Annotated in this window: 19 protein-coding genes; 7 read left to right on the top strand and 12 right to left on the bottom strand. The window is 72.7% G+C overall.

What is annotated here, in order from left to right:
• Positions 1–14: 14 nt before the first annotated feature.
• A complete protein-coding gene (locus ACQPZZ_RS15685) occupies positions 15–482 on the bottom strand; it encodes a MarR family winged helix-turn-helix transcriptional regulator (RefSeq protein ID WP_432932715.1) in 468 nt (155 codons plus the stop codon).
• A 62-nt stretch (positions 483–544) separates the two neighbouring features.
• Between ACQPZZ_RS15685 and ACQPZZ_RS15680 the strand changes: the two genes are divergently transcribed.
• The 3 genes from ACQPZZ_RS15680 to ACQPZZ_RS15670 all read left to right on the top strand — a co-directional run bounded on the left by ACQPZZ_RS15680 (position 545) and on the right by ACQPZZ_RS15670 (position 2,127).
• On the top strand, positions 545–922 hold the full coding sequence (locus tag ACQPZZ_RS15680; RefSeq protein ID WP_363636489.1) for a cupin domain-containing protein: 378 nt from the start codon (positions 545–547) through the stop codon (positions 920–922).
• Between the two features lie 111 nt (positions 923–1,033).
• Positions 1,034–1,450, top strand: a complete 417-nt coding sequence (locus tag ACQPZZ_RS15675; RefSeq protein WP_432932712.1) for a cupin domain-containing protein — start codon at positions 1,034–1,036, stop codon at positions 1,448–1,450.
• A 218-nt stretch (positions 1,451–1,668) separates the two neighbouring features.
• Positions 1,669–2,127, top strand: coding sequence for a DUF6220 domain-containing protein (locus ACQPZZ_RS15670; RefSeq protein ID WP_432932710.1), 459 nt, complete (start codon positions 1,669–1,671; stop codon positions 2,125–2,127).
• Positions 2,128–2,335: 208 nt separating this feature from the next.
• Here ACQPZZ_RS15670 and ACQPZZ_RS15665 read toward each other — a convergent pair whose 3' ends face one another.
• From ACQPZZ_RS15665 to ACQPZZ_RS15655, 3 genes are all read right to left on the bottom strand, one after another.
• Positions 2,336–5,065, bottom strand: a complete 2,730-nt coding sequence (locus ACQPZZ_RS15665; RefSeq protein ID WP_432932708.1) for an arabinofuranosidase catalytic domain-containing protein — start codon at positions 5,063–5,065, stop codon at positions 2,336–2,338.
• Between the two features lie 451 nt (positions 5,066–5,516).
• On the bottom strand, positions 5,517–6,164 hold the full coding sequence (locus ACQPZZ_RS15660; RefSeq protein ID WP_432932706.1) for a response regulator: 648 nt from the start codon (positions 6,162–6,164) through the stop codon (positions 5,517–5,519).
• Complete coding sequence (locus ACQPZZ_RS15655) at positions 6,155–7,402, bottom strand: sensor histidine kinase (protein WP_432932705.1); 1,248 nt, start codon at positions 7,400–7,402, stop codon at positions 6,155–6,157. The genes ACQPZZ_RS15660 and ACQPZZ_RS15655 overlap by 10 nt, the downstream gene beginning before the upstream one ends.
• A 140-nt stretch (positions 7,403–7,542) precedes the next feature.
• On the opposite strand from ACQPZZ_RS15655, the gene ACQPZZ_RS15650 reads away from it, so the two are divergent.
• Positions 7,543–7,776 (top strand): hypothetical protein, encoded by a 234-nt coding sequence (locus ACQPZZ_RS15650; protein WP_432932703.1) that lies wholly within the window; start codon positions 7,543–7,545, stop codon positions 7,774–7,776.
• A 157-nt stretch (positions 7,777–7,933) separates the two neighbouring features.
• Here ACQPZZ_RS15650 and der read toward each other — a convergent pair whose 3' ends face one another.
• The 3 genes from der to ACQPZZ_RS15635 all read right to left on the bottom strand — a co-directional run bounded on the left by der (position 7,934) and on the right by ACQPZZ_RS15635 (position 10,958).
• Positions 7,934–9,364, bottom strand: a complete 1,431-nt coding sequence (gene der / locus ACQPZZ_RS15645; protein WP_432932701.1) for a ribosome biogenesis GTPase Der — start codon at positions 9,362–9,364, stop codon at positions 7,934–7,936.
• Between the two features lie 147 nt (positions 9,365–9,511).
• Positions 9,512–10,159: a (d)CMP kinase gene (gene cmk, locus ACQPZZ_RS15640; RefSeq protein ID WP_363637242.1), complete on the bottom strand. Its 648-nt coding sequence runs from the start codon at positions 10,157–10,159 to the stop codon at positions 9,512–9,514.
• 154 nt (positions 10,160–10,313) lie between these two features.
• A complete protein-coding gene (locus tag ACQPZZ_RS15635; RefSeq protein ID WP_432932699.1) occupies positions 10,314–10,958 on the bottom strand; it encodes a MerR family transcriptional regulator in 645 nt (214 codons plus the stop codon).
• A gap of 126 nt (positions 10,959–11,084) precedes the next feature.
• On the opposite strand from ACQPZZ_RS15635, the gene ACQPZZ_RS15630 reads away from it, so the two are divergent.
• Positions 11,085–13,277, top strand: coding sequence for an MMPL family transporter (locus ACQPZZ_RS15630; RefSeq protein ID WP_432932697.1), 2,193 nt, complete (start codon positions 11,085–11,087; stop codon positions 13,275–13,277).
• A gap of 105 nt (positions 13,278–13,382) precedes the next feature.
• Here ACQPZZ_RS15630 and ACQPZZ_RS15625 read toward each other — a convergent pair whose 3' ends face one another.
• Entirely contained in the window at positions 13,383–14,165 is a 783-nt protein-coding gene (locus ACQPZZ_RS15625) for a hypothetical protein (RefSeq protein ID WP_432932695.1), read from the bottom strand.
• Between the two features lie 254 nt (positions 14,166–14,419).
• Between ACQPZZ_RS15625 and ACQPZZ_RS15620 the strand changes: the two genes are divergently transcribed.
• Together ACQPZZ_RS15620 and ACQPZZ_RS15615 are read left to right on the top strand one after the other, a co-directional pair.
• A complete protein-coding gene (locus ACQPZZ_RS15620) occupies positions 14,420–15,538 on the top strand; it encodes a MerR family transcriptional regulator (RefSeq protein WP_432932693.1) in 1,119 nt (372 codons plus the stop codon).
• On the top strand, positions 15,535–17,022 hold the full coding sequence (locus ACQPZZ_RS15615; protein WP_432932691.1) for an MFS transporter: 1,488 nt from the start codon (positions 15,535–15,537) through the stop codon (positions 17,020–17,022). Before ACQPZZ_RS15620 ends, ACQPZZ_RS15615 begins: the two co-directional genes overlap by 4 nt.
• Here the strand turns inward: ACQPZZ_RS15615 and ACQPZZ_RS15610 are convergent.
• The 4 genes from ACQPZZ_RS15610 to scpB form a co-directional block, all read right to left on the bottom strand.
• On the bottom strand, positions 16,979–18,073 hold the full coding sequence (locus ACQPZZ_RS15610) for a prephenate dehydrogenase (RefSeq protein WP_363636516.1): 1,095 nt from the start codon (positions 18,071–18,073) through the stop codon (positions 16,979–16,981). The genes ACQPZZ_RS15615 and ACQPZZ_RS15610 overlap by 44 nt on opposite strands.
• Positions 18,074–18,242: 169 nt before the next feature.
• On the bottom strand, positions 18,243–18,602 hold the full coding sequence (gene aroH / locus ACQPZZ_RS15605; protein WP_363636518.1) for a chorismate mutase: 360 nt from the start codon (positions 18,600–18,602) through the stop codon (positions 18,243–18,245).
• A gap of 114 nt (positions 18,603–18,716) precedes the next feature.
• Positions 18,717–20,699, bottom strand: coding sequence for a pseudouridine synthase (locus ACQPZZ_RS15600; protein WP_432932688.1), 1,983 nt, complete (start codon positions 20,697–20,699; stop codon positions 18,717–18,719).
• Complete coding sequence (gene scpB / locus ACQPZZ_RS15595) at positions 20,699–21,301, bottom strand: SMC-Scp complex subunit ScpB (protein WP_432932686.1); 603 nt, start codon at positions 21,299–21,301, stop codon at positions 20,699–20,701. Before scpB ends, ACQPZZ_RS15600 begins: the two co-directional genes overlap by 1 nt.
• Between the last annotated feature and the right edge of the window lie 4 nt (positions 21,302–21,305).

Raw genomic sequence — 21,305 nt, 5'->3', positions numbered from 1 at the left:
ACACCGGGACCGGGTCAGGCGCCGAACCAGCCGGGCACGTCGAGGCGGAAGACGTCGGGCGGCGTCACCTTCCTCAGGTCGGTCTCCAGCTCCCTGAGCCGCTCGTCGCCGATGACGGCGGCCCAGCGCGCCCGCAGGTCGTCGAAGATCCGGGCCGAGCGCACCAGCATGTCCGTCCCCGACGGCGTGAGCCGCACGATCTTGCGGCGCGTGTCGCGGGGGTCGCGGGCGCGCTCCACGTAGCCGAGGCGCTCCAGCGCCTCGATGGTCTTGCCCGCCGCCTGCTTGCTGACGCCCAGCGTGCGGCCCAGCTCAACCGCGGTGGTGCCCTCGGTGCCGATCGCCTGCATGACGAACCCGTGCATGGGACGGGCATGCGGGTGCCCCTGACGGGCGAGCTCGGCGTGCAGTTCGTCGATCAGGACGCGAAAGCCCAGGAAGAGCCGCAGGGGCAGCTCGAAGCCGGGCGGGTCGTTTGACACAGATAGACAACCAGGTTCACTATTAACGACAACGACGTTGTCTATCTTAGGAGACGCCGGCGATGCCTGTCATCCGTCATGCCCAATGCCGCAGATCCGAGACCCCCGCCGGGGTCATGACCACCTTCGCCTCACCCACCCTCGGCGACGCCACGCGGGCCGTGTGGCGCGTCGAGGCGATCCCCGGGACGAGCGGGCCGCTGCACGACTTCGACGCCGAGCAGGTGTGGACGTTCCTCGGCGGCGCCGCCACCGTCGAACTCGGCGGCGAGACGTTCACGGTCGCGCCCGGGGACACCGTGGTCATGCCGCCCTCGACCCCGCGCCGCGTCACCGCGGGCGCCGGTGAGGGCTTCACCGCCGTCGTCACGGCCCCCGCCGGAGCCAGGGCCATCCTGCCCGACGGCACCGTGCACGGCGTGCCGCCCTGGATCGCCTGACCCCGTCCCTTCATCCCGTCCCCGGCTCTTCTGGCCCCCGGCCCGGCCCGCCGCGCCGTCGGCCGCCCGGCTCCGCGCCCGGGCTCCCTCTCTCACATCAAGGAGTCACCCATGCCCGTCATCCGTTCCGCGGACAGCCGCAGGAGCACCACCCCCAACGGCGTCATGACCACCCTCGCCTCGCCCACGCAGGGAGGCGCGACCCAGGCCGTGTGGCGAGTGGACATGCCCGCGGGCAACAGCGGCCCCTACCACGCCTGCGACGGAGAGCAGGTGTGGACCTTCCTGTCGGGCGGGGCGACCGTCGAGCTCGGCGACGAGACTTTCGCCGCCGCGACGGGCGACACCGTCGTCCTGCCCGCCAACGTGGGCCGTCAGGTGCACGCCGGCACGCAGTCGGGCTTCAGCGCGATCGTGGTCGCGCCGGCCGGATGCGAGGTCTACAACCCCGGGGGCGTCTCCGCCCCCGACGCGTGCGATCTCGCTCCCCGGGGGAGCGACCGGCTCGTGCCGCCCTGGGTCCGCTGACGAGTCCGCACTCCTCACCGCGGAGCGGGCGCGGGCCGTACCGGCCGGGCGGGACGCGCACGCTTTCCCGGCGGCGAACTTCCCGGTGGACAGGGGCGGCTGTCCCGGGTGCCCGGGACAGCGCACGGTCCACCATTGCGGGCGTACCGTTCGCGGCTCTTCGCCGCCGCCCCGCAGAACCCCCGGGGCACTTCCCTTCCCGACTGAGGAGGCCCCAAATGCGCAAGGTGTTCTTCGGGTTCGCCGTTCTGCAGCTCGTCGCCGTGCTCGCCCAGTTCTATCTCGCCACGTTCGGCGCGTTCGAGACGCCGCACCCGGCGCCGGGCGATCCGGACGCCGCCATCGGCTACCACGCCATGAACGGCACGATGATCATGCCGCTCCTGTCGTTGCTGACGACGGTCGTGGCCCTGATCGCCCGTGCGGGCGGCAAGCTGGTGGGCCTGTCGATTCTGCCGTTCGTGCTGGTCGCTGTGCAGCTGTTGGTCATCTTCTCGCTGGCGGAGATCGCGGGGTGGACCGAGAACTCGACCACGACCGGCAGCCTCGTGGTCCTCGGCTTCCACGCCCTCGACGGCGTGGCCATCCTCGCCGTCGCCGTCATCCTGGTCCAGCAGGCCCGCGCCCTGATGAAGGCGACGGCCGGGACTCCGGTCGCGGAACGCGTCGCGGCCTGACCACCACGCGTCTGATCGCTCTCGATCGGATCCTGTTCGTCCCGGTCGCGGCCGCGTGGGCGGCGACCGGCACCTACCCGGTACCACAGCCACCAGAACTCCAGCGCCGCCGTGCCGCTGGGTGCCGGACGCCCGGCCGGGTGGTTGCCGCCGTTCCGGTGCCCGCCGTTGTGCGGCGGGCACCGGAGACGCCCGGCGACCGATCAGGTCACCTGGCGTTCGCCGCACCCGGCGTCGGCACGGTGGTCGTGATGAAATCGCGGCAGAGACTGTCGGTGTCGTTGCCGTCAGGCCAGCGGGCGTTGCTCCGCCCGGCGCCGGCGGCGGCGCCGGCCACCACCGCGATGCAGCCGCCCCTGCCCTGGTCGGCTTCCATGACGGCGAGCTCGGGGCTCGTGATGGTGCCGTTGCCGCTCGAACTGCTCTGCTGGGACCCGTAGACGACGGCGTCGACGACCAGGGCGCCGGTGGCGTCCCGCAGCGCGATCGAGCCGGCACTCGTGGACAGCGCGCCCCCGAACCACTGGTCGGGCGCCGGTGACCCCTGGTAGCCCGCCGTCGTGACCAGGGGGTCGACCACGGCCGCGCCGGTCGCGTGGCCCTGGTCCAGCGGACTGTCGAGCGTGATGCCGCCGCCCAGTGCCTGCACCGCCGCGCCGCTGGTGTGCGGCAGGCGCGTCGCCGGTGAGAAGCTGACGCCCGTTCCCGGGTCGGACACGTCGACGCCCGGCTCGTGGGCGAACCGCAGCGGGGCGGCCAGATCCACGCCCGTGCCGTTCGCGCCGGTGGTGCCGACGTTCGTGACCGTGACGACCTCCTCGTTCTCGCCGGTGTCCACCGTCAGCTTGTCACCGGGCGTCATGGCGGAGTCGGCCGCGACCTTGATGTTGGTCGCGCCCGCGGGCGCCGCCGCCGACAGGGTCGTCTGCGTGGCCGCCTTGCCGACCGCGGTGACCGTGGCCTGCTCGTAGGCGGCGCCCGAGTCGATGCCGATCTGCTGGCCGACCGTGAAGCCGGTCGCGTTCGTGACGGGCACGTTGGTGGAGCCGGCGGGAATCGTGATCCACGGCCCCGTCGAGACGGGCACGAACAGCGTGGTCGGGGTGCTCGCCGCCGTCCCGACCGCCTGGATCGTGCGGGTCTCCCGCTTGGCGCCGGTGTCGACCTCGATCCGCCGGCCGGCCGCGAAGCCGGTCGTGCTCCTGACGTTCACGGTGGTGGCACCCGGGCTCAGCGGAGCCGCCAGCCCCGAGGCGGACAGACCGAGCAGGTAGTAGGCGCCGCTCGCGAGCTTCGTCCCGGCCGGGATCTGCGCCAGCGTGGTGCCGGCCGAGCCACTGGGAGTGTTGGTCAGGGTCCAGCCGGACAGGTCGACGTCGACGTCGGAGGCGTTGTAGAGCTCGACGAACTGGTCGGTCGTGTTGCTGCTGGTGCGGTAGCGGACCTCGTTGATCCTGACCGGGATGACGTCGCGCACCGCCTGGGCGGTCTCGGTCGACTGCCTGCCCTTGACCGGGCCGGACGGGTTCGTCCACTCGGCCTTGCCGGTCAGGAAACCGGCGCCGGTCGCCGCCGCGGAGGTGACCGTGAAGGTCGCGCTCACGCTCTCACCGGGCGCGACCCGGTCGAACGTCACCGACTTGTCGTCGGTGCCCTTGACCAGGGCGGACCACCCCTTGGGCGCGGACATGCCCAGCTTGACGCCCACGGCGGCCGATCCCGTGGTGTTGGTGAACGTCTCGGTGACATCCTGGGCCGAGCCCCGCGTGAACGTCGTGGCCCGCGACAGGGTCAGCCGCTGTACGTCGTACCTAGCGGCCACGATGTTGGCCTGCACCGCGTCCGTGGTGGCCTCGGCCGGGTAGCCCTTCGTCATCACACCCTCGTAGAAGGTGCCGGACGAACCGTTGCCGTTGTCACCACCGGTGCCGAGGAGGACGGCCCCCTTCTTGTGCATCGGGTAGTAGCTGGCGTTGGTGAGCGACCCGGGACGGATTCCGCTGTAGAAGGTCGTCAGCGCGCCCTCCTGCGCGTTGCCGCCGCGCAGATCCCACTGGTTCCCGCCGCCGCCGTCGACGACGGCGGTGACGAACCGCCAGGAGTCGATCGTCGGATCGGCCGGGTTCTGCTTCGCGTTGTAGCCGGAGAACAGGCCCGCCTCCATGTCGGACATGATCCACGGGCCGGGGCCGCTGCCGCTTCCCCAGGCCGTGGCGGTGCCGAAGTAGGTGGTCTCCATGGTGCCGGTGCCCACGGCGCGGCCGTTGGTCGAGGCGTTGCCGTAGTCGAAGCAGCAGCCGCTGTCGTAGTGCGTGCCGTCGATGACGTAGTAGATGCCCTCCGGCTCGTCCCCCTTCGGAAGGCCGGTGGCGTTGTTGTTGCGGTACCCCATGCCCGGCATGATGTAGACGCCGTAGGCCTTGTGGCCGCCGATCGTGATCGGCGCCATGTCCGCGATCGAGAGGGTGTCGAATCCGCCGACGTCCGGGCCGCGGAAGGTGCCGGGGGGCGCCTGGTAGAGGTGGTTGCCCTTGCCGGACTGGTCGTAGATGGTGGTGATCAGGCAGATCGTGCCGGCGCAGAAGGAGTCCTGCTCCGCCGCGTCGGCGTACCCGCCCGCGTCCGGGAACGGCACGGCGGCGGGTCGGACGACGCCGATGTCCTCGACCGCGTTGTCGGATGTGCGCCTGATTCGGTACAGCGGGCCGTCGTAGGAGGCGTACAGCGCCCGCGTGGTGCTGTGGGCGGCCACGCAGGGGGTGCCGCCGTCGGCGTAGATGTCACATGGGCCCTGCGGCCTGGCCGGGGCGGCCGGCTTCGCCGCCTGCGCCGGGGACGTCATCGGCGCCAGCGTGAACGTGGCGCCGACCAGGGCGAGCGCGGTCGCCGTACGAGCGGCGAGCCTGCGTCGGATGCGTCGGGTGGGGGGTCCGAACATGTTGGATCGACTCCTCCATGTGTGCCGCTCGGCTGAGCCGAGCCTTCCTGGGCCGTGCGCCGGCCGATGCCCGCACCTGCGGTCGTCCGGGCGCGCCCCGCGGGACATGGGTGGTTCCGCCCGGGGCGTCTCTGCCGGCGCATTTTTTGTGTTAGCGCTAACATTTATGGGAGCGCTAACATCACCAGTAATTCGAGATTGGGGGATTTGTGGGGGAATCGGATGGCGTACGCTTGATCAGCCGCCCTGACTATTTCACCGGGCGTGCGTTACGTCAAGGTTGCGAACGGTGATATCGGCCCGCCCCTTTCCGGCCGGACTCACCGCCGGAAACCGGAGCACGACGTCGTCCCGAGACTCCTCACCCCGGCCGCCCGACTGACCTCCCGGCCGGGCCAGGGCGTCCCGGCCCGGCCGTGGGCGGCGAACACCGCCGGACCCGCAGGACCGGTCAGGAACGCAGATAGGCCAGCACCGCGAGGACGCGGCGGTGCTGGTCGCCGTCGTCGGCGTGCAGGCCGAGCTTGGTGAAGATGCCGCGGATGTGCTTTTCCACGGCGCCCTCGGTGACGACGAGGCGGCGGGCGATCGCGGGGTTCGACCTGCCCTCGGCCATCAGCTCGAGGACCTCCCGTTCGCGTGGCGTCAGCGAGACCAGCGGGTCGTCGCGCCGCCGCCGCACCATCAGCTGGGCGACGACCTGCGGGTCGAAGACCGTCCCCCCTGCCGCGACCCGCCGCAGGCCGTCCATGAACTCCTCGACGTCGACCACGCGGTCCTTCAGCAGGTAGCCGACCGCACCGCGGGCGTCGGCCAGCAGGTCGTCGGCGTAGGACACCTCGACGTACTGCGACAGGATCAGCACGGGCGCGCCCGCGACCTTCTCCCGCGCCTCGACGGCGGCGCGCAGGCCCTCGTCGGTGAACGTCGGAGGCATCCGCACGTCGACCACCGACACGTCGGGACGGTGGGCGACGACGGCGTCGACCAGGTCCTCCCCCGTGCCCACGGCCTCGACGACCTCGCAACCGAACTCCTCCAGCAGGCGGACGAGCCCCTCCCGGATGAGGACGGCGTCGTCGGCCACCACTACGCGCACGGAACCTCCGCCGTGATCAGTGTCGGCCCGCCCGCCGGCGACCGCACCGACAGCTCGCCGTCGACGGCCCGCAGCCGGTCGGCCAGGCCGGACAGGCCGTGTCCCTTGGCGACATGGGCGCCGCCGACCCCATCATCCCCGATCGTGAGCATGAGCGTGTCGCCGATCCTGGTCAGCCCGACCGAGCAGGACGTCGCCCTGCTGTGCTTGGCCACGTTGGTGAGCGACTCGGCGGTCACGAAGTAGATCGTGTTCTCGATGAGCGCGGGATACCGCTCGGCCGTCTGGACGTCCAGCTCCACCGGCACCGTGCAGCGGCCGGCCAGAGCGGCGAGCGCCGGGGCGAGGCCGCGGTCGGCGAGGATCGGCGGGGCGATGCCGCGCGACAGCGCCCGCAGCTCGTCCAGGGTCTCCCGGGTGGCGCTGATGGCCTTGCCGATCGTGTCGTGCGCGGCGGTGGCGTCCTTCTGCAGTTCCCGCTGGGCCCGCGACAGCTCCATCGCCAGGTGGACCAGGCGTTGCTGGGGTCCGTCGTGGATGTCGCGCTCCAGGCGGCGCAGCGCGTTCGCCTCGGCGTGCGCGGCGGCGTGACGGCCCTCGGTGAGGTCGTCGATGCGCTCCTGCAGCTCGGCGACGCCCGTCAGCAGCGCCCGGCCCAGCGACGCCTTGATCAGCGCGCAGGAGCGGACGACCGGGTAGAGCGTGAGCGCGAAGACCGCCCCCATGGCGACGTAGAAGACGCTGTTCACGACGTAGCCGCGCCCGAGGCCGAGCAGTTCGGGGAGCTCGTGGTTGTCCGGGATGTTCGACAGGATCCACCCGAACAGCGGGTAGGTCAGCCCGAAGAGCGTCACCGCCCACCAGGTGACGGTCACGCAGAATGTCACGATCGCGACCGGGAAGGTCAGCAGCGCGTACAGCGCGTCGAGCCAGGGCTGGCCCCCGGCGAGCGGGGTGACGGTCTTGCGGAACACGCCCGCCCCGGGCGGCGATACGGGATACCGCGGCCGGGGCATGTCCCTGCCCAGCACCGCGCGCATCCGGAGCCGTTCGACGTCGCCCATCCCCCGGGCGATGAGGAGGGTGAGAGCGAGGACTGGCACGCCCAGCCAGACCACCAGCAGACCGGCGCCGGCCGACAGGCCGGCCACCGTGAGGCAGAACGTGATGACCGCGAGGGGGAACCCGACGAGGATATAGACCGTGTCGCCGCCGAGGCGGGAGAGAAGTCGGCGCATGTCCCCAACGTTATTGAGCCGCCCGCCGGAGATCGATCCGGCGGGCGGCAGTCCCGGGGGTAGGGCATTCCCTACCAAGGGGCCCCGGCGGCCCCGACCAGGATCCTCAACAGCTCGTCCGGGGCGTCGCGCATGAGGTTGTGCCCGCCGTCCAGGGCGTACGTCGCCTCGACCGCTACCTCGACCTGCTGACCGGCATCGCCGAGCGCGCCGGAGCCGCCGATCCGCCGATCCTCGGGCGCCAGTTGCTCATGCTGGTGGAGGGCGCCACCGTCGTCGCCGCGCACCACGGCGCGGCCGGCACGGGCGAGCAGGCCCGCCGGGCCGCGCTCGCCCTGCTGTCGGCCGCCGCCCGAGGCGGCGGCGAAGACTGACGCCCGGAGCGGCGGCAGGGACCGAAGCGGCAGGCGGCGGAGACCGGCGTTCGGCCGGTGGCCCGGGGATGCCCTCTCCCCGCCCCGCAAGCCGGGACATCACCGCGCCGACCGGCCGGAAAGCTCCTGCCCGCTCCGGTCCTCACATCTCGCGGGCCTACTTCTTCTTGCGCTTCTCGCGGATCTTCATCGTGACCTCGATCGGAGAGCCCGCGAAGCCGAACTCCTCGCGGATGCGGCGCTCGATGAAGCGCCTGTAGGTCTCCTCCAGGAACGCCGAGGTGAACAGCACGAACTTCGGCGGCTCGGTCGACGCCTGGGTGGCGAACAGGATCTTCGGCTGCCGGCCCCCGCGCACCGGCGGCGGGGTGGCCTGCACCAGTTCGGTGAGGAACTGGTTGAGCCGGGCCGTCGGCACCCGCGTGCCCCACGACTCCAGAGCCCGTTCGATGGCCGGTGCGAGCTTCTCGACGTGACGGCCGGTCTTCGCCGAGATGTTCACCCGCAGCGCCCAGGGCGTGCGGACGAGCTGCCGGTCGATCTCCTTCTCCAGGTAGTACCGCCGGTCCTCGTCGACCAGGTCCCACTTGTTGAACGCGACCACCATCGCCCGGCCCGACTCGATCACCAGGCCGATGATCCGCAGGTCCTGCTCGGTCAGCACCTCGGAGGCGTCGATCAGCACGACCGCCACCTCCGCCCGCTCCAGCGCGGCCCGCGTGCGCATCGCCGCGTAGAAGTCCGCGCCCTTCAGCTCGCGGTCACGCCGCCGGATGCCCGCGGTGTCGATGAACCGGTACGTCGTGCCGCCCAGCTCGACCAGCTCGTCCACCGGGTCGCGGGTGGTGCCGGCCATCGGGTCGACGAGCACCCGCTCCTCTCCGGCGAGCTTGTTGAGCAGCGACGACTTGCCCACGTTGGGCTTGCCCAGCAGCGCGATCCTCCGCGGGCCCCGCCGCTCGCCGAACGTCTGCGGCGGCGTCTCCGGCAGCGCGTCGAGCACCACGTCGAGCAGGTCGCCGCTGGCGCGGCCGTGCAGGGCCGAGACGGGGTGCGGCTCGCCCAGCCCGAGCGACCACAGCCCGCTCGCCTCCAGCTCCATCTGCTGGTTGTCGACCTTGTTGGCGGCCAGCACGACCGGCTTGCCCGAGCGGCGCAGGACCGCGCCGACGGTCTCGTCGGAGTCGGTGACCCCGACGCTCGCGTCCACCACGAAGAGGATCACGTCGGCCAGCTCGGCGGCGATCTGCGCCTGCTCGGCGATGCGCAGGGCCATGCCGGTCGCGTCCGGGTCCCAGCCGCCGGTGTCGACCAGCGTGAACCGCCGGCCCCGCCAGGTCGCCTCGTAGGTGACCCGGTCGCGGGTCACGCCCGGCACGTCCTCCACGACCGCCTCACGGCGGCCGATGACGCGGTTGACCAGCGTCGACTTGCCGACGTTGGGGCGCCCGACCACGGCGACGACCGGCAGCGGGCCCGAGTCGGGCTCCCGCTCCGCCTCCTCGGCGGAAAGCTCGGCGAGCTCGGCCTCGATCCAGCCGCCCTCGTCCTCGTCGTACTCCCCCGTCACGTCCATACCCTGCCTCATCGGCTGCTCTTCCCGTTCTCCCCGGCCTCCCGTGAGGCCTCCCGGCGGACCGCTTCCGGGGCCGGGCTCGTTCGTACGTCGCACCGCGTGGCCAACCCCGGCGCGGCAGACGCGGCGCGGGAGGCGGTCAGGCGGGGCGTGCGGGCGTCAGGCCCGCTCCTTGACGAGCCGGAGCACCTCGGCGATCACCTCGTCCAGGTCCAGCGGCGTCGTGTCCAGCTCCACCGCGTCCGCGGCCATCGCCAGCGGATCGGCCTTGCGCGTCGAGTCGAGGGCGTCACGCCGGGCCATCGCGGCCTTCTGCGTTTCCACGGTCGTTCCGTCCAGCTCGGCCGTACGGCGCAGGGCGCGCGCCTCGGCGCTCGCCGTGAGGTAGATCTTGACGGGCGCGTCCGGCGCGACCACGGTGCCGATGTCGCGGCCCTCGACCACGATTCCCCCACCCGGGAGGGACTCGGCGATGATCTCCCGCTGCAGGGCCACCAGCCGGCGGCGCACCTCGGGCACGGCGCTCACGGCCGACACCGCGCCGGTCACCTCGGGGCCCCGGATCGGCCCGTTGACGTCGACGCCGTCCACGGTGACGCCCGGCGCGTCGGGGTCGGTGCTCATCACCAGTGCGGGCTCGGCGGACCTCGCGGCGATCTCGGCGGCGTCCTCCAGGTTCACGCCCCGCTGGAGCATCCACCAGGTGACCGCGCGATACATGGCGCCCGTGTCGAGGTAGCGCAGGCCCAGCGCCCGCGCGACGCCCCGCGAGGCACTCGACTTGCCCGATCCCGAGGGACCGTCCATGGCGACGACCAGACCCGACACCGGCTCTCCTTCTCCCTTTCGAATCGTCGTCCCCGAGGCTACCGGGATACCGCCGGAAAGCGTGCATCGGCGGCGGGACGGGGATTCCCGCACAATGATCCCGCGTTCGCCGGCGGCGCCCGCGAGACGGCTCTCAGGCGGTCTCCTCGGCGGTCCCGCCGAGGAGCCGGGCCGCCCGCGCCTCCTGGGCCAGGCGGCGCAGGGAGGCGATCACAGGATCGCCGAGAGCGGTCCAGATCACGATCGCCTCGGCCATGGCGTGCAGGTCGCCCCGCCGGCTGATCGCCCGCACCTCGGTGTCCGCCAGGTGCTCGGCGGCCTCGGCGTAGGTCTCCAGCAGCTCCAGGTAGTCGTCCTGGCCGAGGCGGTTCAGGGTCGCCAGCGCGTCCGCCAGCGTCCGCCTGGCAGGATTGCCGGGCTTGACCTGCCAGCCCCGCCGGGCGATCAGGTCCTCGACCTGCGCGGCGGCGTCGTCCCCGGCGTCGTCGCCGGCGCGTTCTCTGGGCGGGGTCAGCGCGTACTGCGCCTTGCCCAGCACGTCGAACTCCGAGATGCCGGAGGAGAAGATCAGAGCGAGCGCCTGACGGGCCGAGGCCACCGGCAGCCCGCCGACCTCGACCAGCGCCTTGGCCAGCCGCAGCCGCCTGACGTGCTCCTCGCCGTACCGCGCCTGGTTGGGGCCGGTCCGCTCGCCCTGCGGGACCATACCCTCTCGCATGTAGTACTTGATCGTGGGGATCGGGACCCCGGTCCGCCTGCTCAGCTCCGCGATCCGCATGTCCCTCTCCCTCGCCGCACCCTCCCAGGATAGGCCCGGGGCTTGCCCATGCCCACAGATATGGATAGCGTCGCTATTGATAATTATGGATAGTGACACTCTTCACTATTGGAATGGGGTAAGCGCATGTTCGGCGCTCTCGGCCGCTTCGCGGCCCGTCACCGTCGCCCGATCCTGCTGGGCGCCCTGCTGTTCACCGTGGTCGCGGGCGTGTGGGGCGCCGGTGTCTTCGGCCGCCTCGGCGGCGGCGCGGGCTTCGACGACCCCGGCAGCCCGTCCTCGCACGCCGATCGCCTGCTCGCGGGACCGCTGGGCCGCCACACGGCCGACGTCGTCGTCCTGTACGAAAGCGACCGCCTCACCGTGGACGATCCCGCCTTCGCCGGGCCCGTACGCCGGGCCCTCGACGCGGTCCCCCGCCAGGACGTCGCACGCCTGGAGTCGTACTGGTCGACCGGCTCGCCCGGTTTCGTGTCGCACGACCGGCACGCGACGTACGTCACCGTGCAGTTCCGCTCCCCCGACGATCAGGAGCGCGTACGGGCCCTGCGCGGCATCCGGGACAGGTTCGAGGCCGAGGGCCTGACCGTGCGGTTCGGCGGCCTCACGGCCATGACCGACCAGGTCAACGGCACGATCGCGCGTGACATCGGCCTGGCCGAGGCGATCTCCGTGCCGATCCTGCTGATCCTGCTTGCGGTGGTCTTCCGCAGCCTCCTGGCGGCGGCGCTTCCCCTGGCCGTCGGCGTGGTCGCCGCGCTCGGCACGATGGCGGTGCTGCGCCTGGTCACCCTGGTCACCGACGTCTCGACGTTCGCCATCCAGGTCGTCACGATGCTCGGCCTCGGCCTGGCGATCGACTACGCGCTGCTCGCGGTCACCCGGTTCAGGGAGGAGATCGGCAGGGGCGCGTCCGCCGAGACGGCGGTGGAGCGGACGACGGCCACGGCGGGCCGGACGATCGCGTTCTCCGGCGCGGTCGTGGCGCTGTCGTTCGCGGGGCTCGCGGTCTTCCCCTCGCGGTTCCTGCAGTCGATGGCGTACGCGGGCGTCGCCACGGTCGTCCTGGCCGTGCTGACCTCCCTCACCGTGCTGCCCGCGCTGCTGGCGGCCATCGGCCGGAGGGCCGGCGGAAAGGGACTCGGCCGGCGGGCCGGCCAAAGGGGGTTCGGCCGGCGGACCGGCAACGCCGGGTCCACCGCCTCCGGTGAGCGGTGGTATCGCCTGGCTCACGCCGTCATGCGGCGGCCCCTCGCGAGCGCCCTCGCCGTCGTCGCGGTGCTCGTGGCGCTCGGCCTGCCGTTCCTCGGCGTGAACTGGGCCCGCCCCGGCGACTGGGTGCTGCCCTCCGGCGCCGACGCGCGCGTCGTGACCCGGGAACTGGCGGAGCGCTTCGCCGCCGACCCGGCCAAGGTCGTGACGGCCGTCGTCGAGTCGCCGCGCGCCCTGGATCGGCCGGTGCTGGACGGCTACGCCGCCCGCCTGGACGCGGTGCCCGGCGTGGAGGGCGCGTCCGTCACCGGGACCACCGGCACTCTCGCCAGGATCACCCTCGGCTACGCGATGGACCCGATGTCCCGCGAGGCCGTGCGGATGGTGGCGGGCCTGCGTGCGGTGCCGCCTCCGGCCGGGGCCGCCGCGTCGTTCACGGGAATGCCCGCCTCGCGGGTGGACATCGTGGACATGGTCGTCTCCCGCCTGCCGTGGATGGCGCTGTTCGTGGCCGTGGTGTCGATCGTCATGATGTTCCTGGCGTTCGGCTCGGTGATCCTGCCGATCAAGGCGGTGCTGCTGAACCTGCTGTCGCTGTCGGCGTCCTTCGGCGCCATCAAGCTGATCTTCCAGGACGGGCGCCTGGCCGGGCTGCTCGGCGTCGAACCCGTCGGGGCCGTCGACGTGAACTTCCCCGTGCTGATCGTCGCGATCGCCTTCGGGCTGGCGATGGACTACGAGATGTTCCTCTTGTCGCGGGTACGCGAGGAGCGCGAGCGCGGCGCCGGTCCCGCGGAGGCGATGGCGCGCGGGCTGGCCCGGACGGCCGGGGTAGTCACCAGCGCCGCCCTCCTCGTCGCCGTGTCCGTCGCCGGGTTCGCCTTCTCCAACGTGACGATCATGAAGATGATCGGGATCGGCCTGGTGATCGCGGTCGCCGTGGACGCGACGATCGTGCGCGGCCTGCTGGTGCCTGCCACCATGCGGCTGCTCGGCGAACGGGCGTGGTGGGCGCCCCGGCCCCTGGCCCGCTGGTGGCGGCGGCACGGCCTGCCGGAGCACGCTCCCGCGGCGCCGTCTCCCAAGAAGGCGGTCACCGGCTCCTGATCGGAACGACGGGTCGACGAACCGCCGGATGCGGGCCCACATGTCCGGAGGAGGGCCGGGCGACCCGGCCCTCCTCCTCGATCGTCCGATCCCCGGGCGATCGCTCTAGGCGACGATCGCGATGACCGACTTGACGTATCCGACGGCGTCGAGCGCGGTCTTCACCGTGCCGTCGAGGTTGAGCTTGACGCTGTTCTGGCAGCTCCACGTGTACCCCGAGGAGGCACGCCAGGCCGTCGGCAGGGAGGAGATGGTGCCTGACTTGTTCCAGTTGTGGTCGCGGGATCCGGAGTCGAACGTCCCGTGGAGCCGCCCGAAGGTCTCGAAGACGAAAGCCGAGCCCGACGACGTGCGGACGACGCAGACGCCCGAGAAGTTGTAGCTGGTGCCGCCCGAGTCGTGCATGTGCCCGGACCACTGGTACGTCCCGTCGCGGTACACGGTCAGCGAGGTCCAGCCACCGACCGGGACCCCTCCGCTGAAGTTGACCCTGCGGTTGATGACGATCGGGGACGCGATGCCGGAGGACGAGGCCCGGCGACCGGCCGCGGCGGCGTTGTCGTTGCGCACCTGCTGACGTACGGCCGGCGTGACGCAGACGTCGTCACCGGTGAAAGCCTCGCGCCAGACGTAGCCCGTCACGCAGGTGTGCGGGCCGTATGCTCCGTTGGTCCAGCGGGAGAACCTGACGCTGTTGTCCTTGGCGGTCTGCGTGCGGACGGCCGGGGTGACGCAGACGTGGTCGGAGGGGCGTGCCTCGCGCCAGACGTAGCCGCTCACACAGGTGTCGGGGCCGTAGTCGGCGGCGGACGCGGAAGTGGCGACGGCGGGGAGGGCGGTGAGGCCGGTGATCGCGGCGGCGACCATGCCGAGAGCGGTGCGCTTCATGATGATCTCCTCAGGGGGTGGCTCCCGGCGTTTCCCCTGGCTGCCGGGCTTGTGCACTCAGTGAACGGCCGCCCCCTTGCAGGTCCCTTGATCTCCGCTGGCCGATCCGCGCTGCAAGCGAACGTCAAGGCGGCGGTCCGTCAGGGCGGGCCCCACCGCGTCCGCGTGTGGCTTCCTCCGCGTGTTGACCTTGCCCCTGGGTGAAGCCGCAGCATCGTCGGCACCGGCTATGACGGCCGGGACGAGGAGGAGTGGTGCGTGAGCTGCTGACCATCGGGACATTCGCGCGGGCCGCCCGGCTGTCGCCCAAGGCGTTGCGGCTGTACGACGAACTCGGGCTGCTGCGGCCTGCCGCGGTGGACGGCGAGTCGGGATACCGCTACTACGACCCCGGCCAGCTGGAGCAGGCCCGCCTGATCGCCTGGTTGCGGCAGATCGGCATGCCGCTGGCGCGCATCCGGCAGGTGTGCGACCTGCCCGCGCCGGACGCCGCCGAAGAGGTCGCCGCCTACTGGCGGCAGGTCACGGCCGAGACCGAGGCCCGCGGCAGGCTCGCCGCCTTCCTCGTCGATCACCTGTCGGGAAGGGGCAGTGCCATGGAGGACACCACGGCCGTGCTGGGCATCCGGTACGCCGCCCGGTCGGAGCCGGGCCGGGTGCGGACGAGCAACGAGGACATCGCCTACGCCGGTGAGCGGTTGCTGGCGGTGGCGGACGGGATGCGCGGCCCGGGCGGCGACCGCGCCGGTGCGGCGGCGGTCGACGCGCTCAAGCGCGTGCGGAGCCTGTCCGTGCCCACCGCCGACCTGCTCGCCGCGCTCGCCGACGCCGTCGGCGACGCCGAGCGGGCCATCAAGGACATCGCCGCCTCGACACCGTCGGGACAGGTGGTCACCACCCTGACCGCGCTCGTCCGGTCCGGGCCGCGGCTGGCACTGGTGCACATCGGCGACACCCGGGCGTACCTGCTCCGCGACGGTGGGCTGTTCCAGATCACGCATGATCACACGTACGTGCAGTCGCTGATCGACGAGGGCCGGCTCACTCCCGAGGAGGCCGTCTCCCACCCGCGGCGCTCGCTTCTGGTCCGCGCGCTGACCGGTACGGGAAACCACCCGCCGGATCTGTCGATGCACGACGCCGTCCCCGGCGACCGGTGGTTGCTCTGCTCGGACGGGCTGCCGAGCGTCGTGCCGGCCGCCGTGCTGCGCGAGACGCTCGCCGGTCCCGGAGACCCGCAGCAGACCGCCGACGAGCTCATCGACCTGGCGTACGCCGCCGGCGCCCCCGACAACGTCGCCTGCGTGGTCGCCGACGTGGTGGCGGATGAGGAGGAATCCGCGGGCGCCGGCGACGGCGGGGCCGCGCGATGAGCGCCACGAGCGTGCGGGCGCCCCGTTCCCGATCCTTCGCCGTCGACTGCCGGCCGCTGGCCATCCCGGCGTTCCGGCGGATGTGGGCCGCCTCGGTGATCTGTGCCGTGGGCGGATCCTTCAGCGTGGTCGCGGTGCCGACGCAACTGTTCACGGTCACCGGCTCGTCGGCGGCCGTGGGAGCCGCCGCGGCGGTGTCGTTCGCCGCGCTGGTCGTGGCGGCGCTGGGGAGCGGCGCCCTCGCCGACGTGATGGACCGGCGGACGATGCTGCTGGCCGCCGACCTCGGCCTGGCGCTGGCCTACACGACCTTGTGGGTCCAAGCCGTCCTGGGCGGCCGTTCCGTCCCCGTCCTGCTGGTTGCCGTGGCGTTGCAGGGGCTGGCCTTCGGGACGGTCATGACGACGACGGGGGCCACCGTACCCCGCCTCGTCCCGGCCGAGCTGCTGCCGGCGGCCAACAGCCTCAGCTCACTGGTCCGCTACAGCGGGTCGATCCTGGGGCCGGTGCTCGCCGGTGCGCTCGTCCCGGTCATCGGGCTCGGCACGCTGTACCTGTTCGACGCCGTCGCGCTGCTCGCCGTGGTGTGGGCCGTCGCCATGCTGCCACCGCTGCCGCCGCTGCCGTCGCCTCCCGCCGTGGGCCCTGCGGGCGCGGTGGGCGGGGTGGGCCCTGCGGGCCCTGCGGGCGCGGCGAGCGCGGCGAGCGCGGTAGGCCCTGCGGGCGGGGCCGACGGTGGCCGGAGCTCCTCGGCGACCGGCCGGACACTGGCCGGGTTCCGCTATCTGGCGGCCAACCGATTGCTGGTGGCGGTGCTGGCCGTGGATTTCGCGGCCATGGCCTTCGGCATGCCGTCGGCGCTGTTCCCCGAACTGGCCCGCGACGCCTTCGGCGGCGCGGCCGGGGGCGGCCTGGAGACGGGGCTGCTCTACGCGGCCTACCCCGCCGGGGTCTTCCTGGCCGGAATGCTGTCAGGCACGTTCACCCGTGCCCGGCGCCACGGCGCCCTCGTGGCGGGCGCCGCCATCGCCTGGGGGATCGCCGTCGTGCTCGTCGGCCTGGCCGTCGAGCTGTGGATCGCGCTGGCGGCGCTCGTGCTCGGCGGCGCGGTGAATTTCGTGCTGAGCACCTTCCGCACCACGATCATGCAGGCGCACACCGCCGACGCCATGCGCGGGCGCGTGCAGGGCGCGCTCACCGTCGTGCTGGTCGGGGGACCACAGATCGCGAACCTGCTGCACGGTATTGCCGGCGCTGCGCTTCACGATGTCGCCGGCGCGCTGTACGGCCCACGCCTCGCGATCTGCGCCGGGGGGCTGCTCACCGTGGTCACCGTGGCGGCGATCGCCTGGGCGAACCCAGGCCTGCGCCACCACACGGCCCCCGCGCCGCGTGCGGCGGCTGCCCGGACGCCGCCGGGCGGCCTGCCGCGGGACCGGGTCAGCCCGGCACCTGCCAGCCACGCTCCCGCAGGCCCTCGCTGAGCAGGTCCGCCGCCTCCGGCTGGACGTACAGCTCGGCCGCGCCGAGCGGCAGGCCGGGGGCGTGCTCCAGGCGGATGTCCTCGATGTTGACGCCGGTCTCGCCCGCGGCCTGGACCAGGCGGGCCAGCTCGCCGGGACGGTCGCCGATGAGCACCTGGACCACCGCGTACGTCCGCGCCGGGCCGCCGTGCTTGCCGGGGATCCTGCCGGTCCCCCGCACACCGCGCGACAGGAGCTCGGTGACCTCCCCCATGGCCGCGCCGTCACCCGCCAGCGCGCGAAGCGACCGGGCGGCGGCGCTCAGATCGTTCACGAGCGCCTCCAGCACCTCGGCGACGGGCAGCGCGTTGCCCGCGAGGATGCCGGTCCACAGCGACGGGTCGCCTGCGGCGATCCTCGTCACGTCGCGCACGCCCTGCCCCGACAGCCCGAGCGCCGTCTCCGACGCCTCGGCCAGCCGGGCGGCCACGGCGGCGGCCGTGACGTGCGGAGCGTGCGAGACGACCGCGACGGCGCGATCGTGCTCGGCCGCGGGGATCCGCACGGCGTTGCCGCCGCACAGGGAGATCAGCCGCTCCACCGCGGCCACCGCCCGCGGGGACGTCTCGTCCGTCGGGCAGTACGCCCAGGGGCGGCCGAGGAACAGGTCGGCGCGGGCCGCCGCCGGTCCGGACCGCTCACGGCCCGCGAGCGGGTGCCCCGCGACGTACGCCGACAGGTCACAGCCCAGCTGGGCGGCCTGGGCCAGCGGGAGCGCCTTCACGCTCGCCACGTCGGTGTAGAAGCGGGCGCTGTCGCGCTTTTGCAGGTCGAGGAGTTGCTGCGCCACGAACTGGGGCGGCACGGCGATGACCGCGAGGTCCGCCCGCTGCTCACCGGTCCAGTCCTCCCCCGCGCCCAGCCCACGCGCCAGCCGTACGGCTGCCGCGTCCCGGTCGGCCAGGAAGACCCGCACGTCCCGCTGCCGCAGCGCCAGTGCGATCGACGTGCCGATCAGGCCCGTCCCGATAACGACCACACTGCCGATCTCGGCGTCCTCGATGGGAGTCATCGTGCTCTTCCTGCCGTCGCCGTCCCCAGGCGCGCTGTCCTGTGACGGATGCCTTATGGGGAATTATGGTTGTCTGCGGACCCGCCGCCTCGAACTGCCGGACGAGGGCCTACGGAGCGACGTTCATCGGGCGGTGCTCATCGGTTATCGGGGCGGTGTCCGCGCGCCGTCACTGGGCGATGTCCACGCGCAACGCCACGGCGCCGCGCAGGTACACATGCTGGATCTCCTGCCGGGGACGGTCCGTCTGCACATGGGCCATCAGCCGCACCACGCGCGGGAGCGCGCCCGGCACGTCGATCTCGGTCGCGCACAGCAGCGGCACGTCGTGGAACCCGAGCTTGCGCGCGGCCAGCGCGGGGAACTCGGCGGTCAGGTCGGGTGTGGACGTGAAGATCACGCTGATGACGTCGTCGGTCGTGAGGTTGTTACGCCCCATCACCTCGGTCACCAGTTCCGTCGTCCCGGTGAGGATCGCGTCTCGATCGTTGCCGTCGACCTGGATGGCTCCGCGAATCGCCCGCACCATGTCGTAACCCCTCTCTGGGACGGGCCGGTCTCCTCCGGAGAGAAGCCCGGCCCATCTACGCACTTTCCGCCAATTCTTCCCGGCTTGAGGCTTTCGCCCGCCGCGCGGGAAAGGCTACAGGCCGACCGCCGCGTACAGCTCACCGATCTCCTGCACGGTGAGCGCGCGTACGGTTCCCGGCTTGAGCCGCCCGAGCTTGACCGGACCGAACTCGATGCGGGCCAGGTCGATCACCCGGTGCCCGACCGTCTCCAACAGCCGCCGGACGATGTGCTTGCGCCCTTCGTGCAGGACGACCTCGACGAGCGCCTGCTGGCCGTGCTCCTGCACGACGCGGAACTCGTCCACCTTGGCCAGGCCGTCCTCCAGCTCCACGCCCTTGCGCAGCACCTTGTGCAGATCGCGGGCGACGGGACCGGGCACCTTGGCCCAGTACTTCTTCTGCACGCCGTAGCTCGGGTGGGTCAGCCGGTGGGCCAGCTCGCCGTCGTTCGTCAGCAGCAGCAGGCCCTCGGTCTCGGTGTCGAGACGCCCCACGTGGAACAGCCGGGGCGCGAGATCCTGCACGTAGTCGTTCAGGCACGGCCGGCCCTCGGGGTCGTCCATCGTGCTCACCACACCGATCGGCTTGTTGATCGCGTAGTAGACGGTGTCCGAGGACGTCGGGATGCGCTTGCCGTCGACGTGGATGACCTGCTTGGCGGGATCGACCCGGGCGCCGAAGCGGCGCACCGTCTGGCCGTCCACCGTCACCCGGCCGTCGCCGATCATCTCCTCGCAGGCGCGCCGGCTGGCCACCCCGGCCTGGGCGAGCACCTTCTGCAGCCGCTCACCGCCCGGCACCTCGGTCGTGTCGCGCTCGTCGGTGTAGCCCTCGTCGTAGAAGTCCGGGTCGCGCAGCGGCTGCTTGGACGTCTTGAACGGGTTGCTCGCGCCGGAACTCCTGGGACCTCCCGCCGGCCGGGCCGCGCCCCGCGAGCCCGCGCCCGCTCCGGCCCCCGTGCCCGTTCTCGGGCCGCCGAACCTGCCGCGCCCGCCGCCCACGCGGCCGATCGTCTGCACCTCGTCACGGCTCGCCCGGCCCCTGCCGCCACCGCTCGCGGCACGGAAGTCGCCGCGCCCGGCTCGCGCACCCCGGACCTCACGGTCACCGCGCTCGCCCCGGTCGCTCCACGCCGGACGGCCGCCGCGCTCGCTCCGGCCGTCCCGGTCGCCGCGCTCGCTCCATGCCTGACGGTCGCCGCGCTCGCTCCGCGCCTGACGGTCTCCGCGCTCGCTCCATGCCTGACGATCGCCGCGCTCGCCGCGGCTGTCGTACCTGTCGCGATCGCCGGTCCTGCCGCCGCGCTCCTCGTCGCGGAAGGCCGGCCGTCCGGTCGCACGCCCCGTCTCCCGGGCCGTCTGGTAGCCGCCGTCGCGGTCGCGCAGCCGGTCCCGGCCGCCCTCCGGCCTGCCATAGCGGCCGCGCGAACCGGTCCCCTCGGTACGGAACGAGGGACGGTCGGCGGAGAAGGCCTCCCGGGTGCCGCGCTCCTGGCCGGAAGCGCGGTCGCGGTCGAAGTCACGCTGGGAACCACGGCCGTTGTCCCGGTCGAAGCCACGACCGGCGTCACGGCCACCCTCGGGCCTGCCGTACCGGCCGCGGGGTCCGCTCCGCTCGGCGCGGAAGGAGGACCGGTCGCCGCCGCGGTCCCGCTCGCCGCCGGAACGCGCGTCGCGGCGGCCGGAGTCGTCGTAACGACCGGTGTCACCATAGCGGCCGCGGGAACGGTCACCACGGGCGTCGCCGGTGCGGCGGTCGCCGTACCGGTCGCCGCGCGGTGCGCCCTCGTCACGGAAGCGCCTGGAGTCCGGCCTGTCCGACCTGTTGTCGGGCCTGGAGTCGGATCTGGAGTCCGACCTGTCGGGCCTGTCGGACCTGGAGTCGAAACCGTACCCGGGCCGGGAACCAGTGACGCGGGAGCCTCCGCGCCGGTCGCCCTGGGGGCCGAAACCGCCCGAACCCCCGCGGGATCCACGCGGGCTCGCGCCCTGCTGACCGGTGCTCCGGCTCCGACCGCGTCCCTCACCGGACGGGGTGCCACGCCTGTTGTTCACTACTTCTGCTCCTCAAGAATTTCCACGTCGTCCGGGAGGAACGGGGCGAGTTCGGGAAGCTCGTCAAGGCTCCGCAACCCCAGTCTCTCCAGGAAGTAACTCGTCGTCCGGTAGAGCACCGCCTGGCTCTCCGGGTCGGTTCCGGCCTCTTCCACGAGGCCACGTGCGACCAGCGTCCGCATGACGCCGTCGCTGCTCACGCCGCGCACCGCCGCCACCTTGGCCCGGCTGACGGGCTGCCGGTAGGCGACCACGGCGAGGGTCTCCAGCGCGGCCTGCGTCAGCCGCGCCTGCTGGCCGTCCCTGACGAACCTCTCCACCAACGGGGCGCATTCGGCCCTGGTGTAGAAGCGCCAGCCTCCGGCCACCTCTCGCAGGTCGAAACCCCGCCCGGAGGCCGTGTATTCCTCAGACAGCGCGCGGATCGCGGCGGCCACCTCCGCCGTGGGACGTTCGAGCACCTGCGCGAGGGTCACCTCGGCGACCGGCTCGTCCACCACCATGAGGATCGCCTCGAGGGCCGCGGTGAGCGCCGGCCCCACGGCCGGCGCCCCCTCCCCGGGGCTTGCGTCGCCGGAGCCGGGGGTGTCGCTCACTTCCATCGCT

Source organism: Microbispora sp. CA-135349, assembly GCF_050947365.1.
Taxonomy (GTDB): Bacteria; Actinomycetota; Actinomycetes; order Streptosporangiales; family Streptosporangiaceae; genus Microbispora.
The sequence above is the reverse complement of the archived record's forward strand: the minus strand, read 5'-3'. Positions and strand labels throughout refer to the sequence as shown.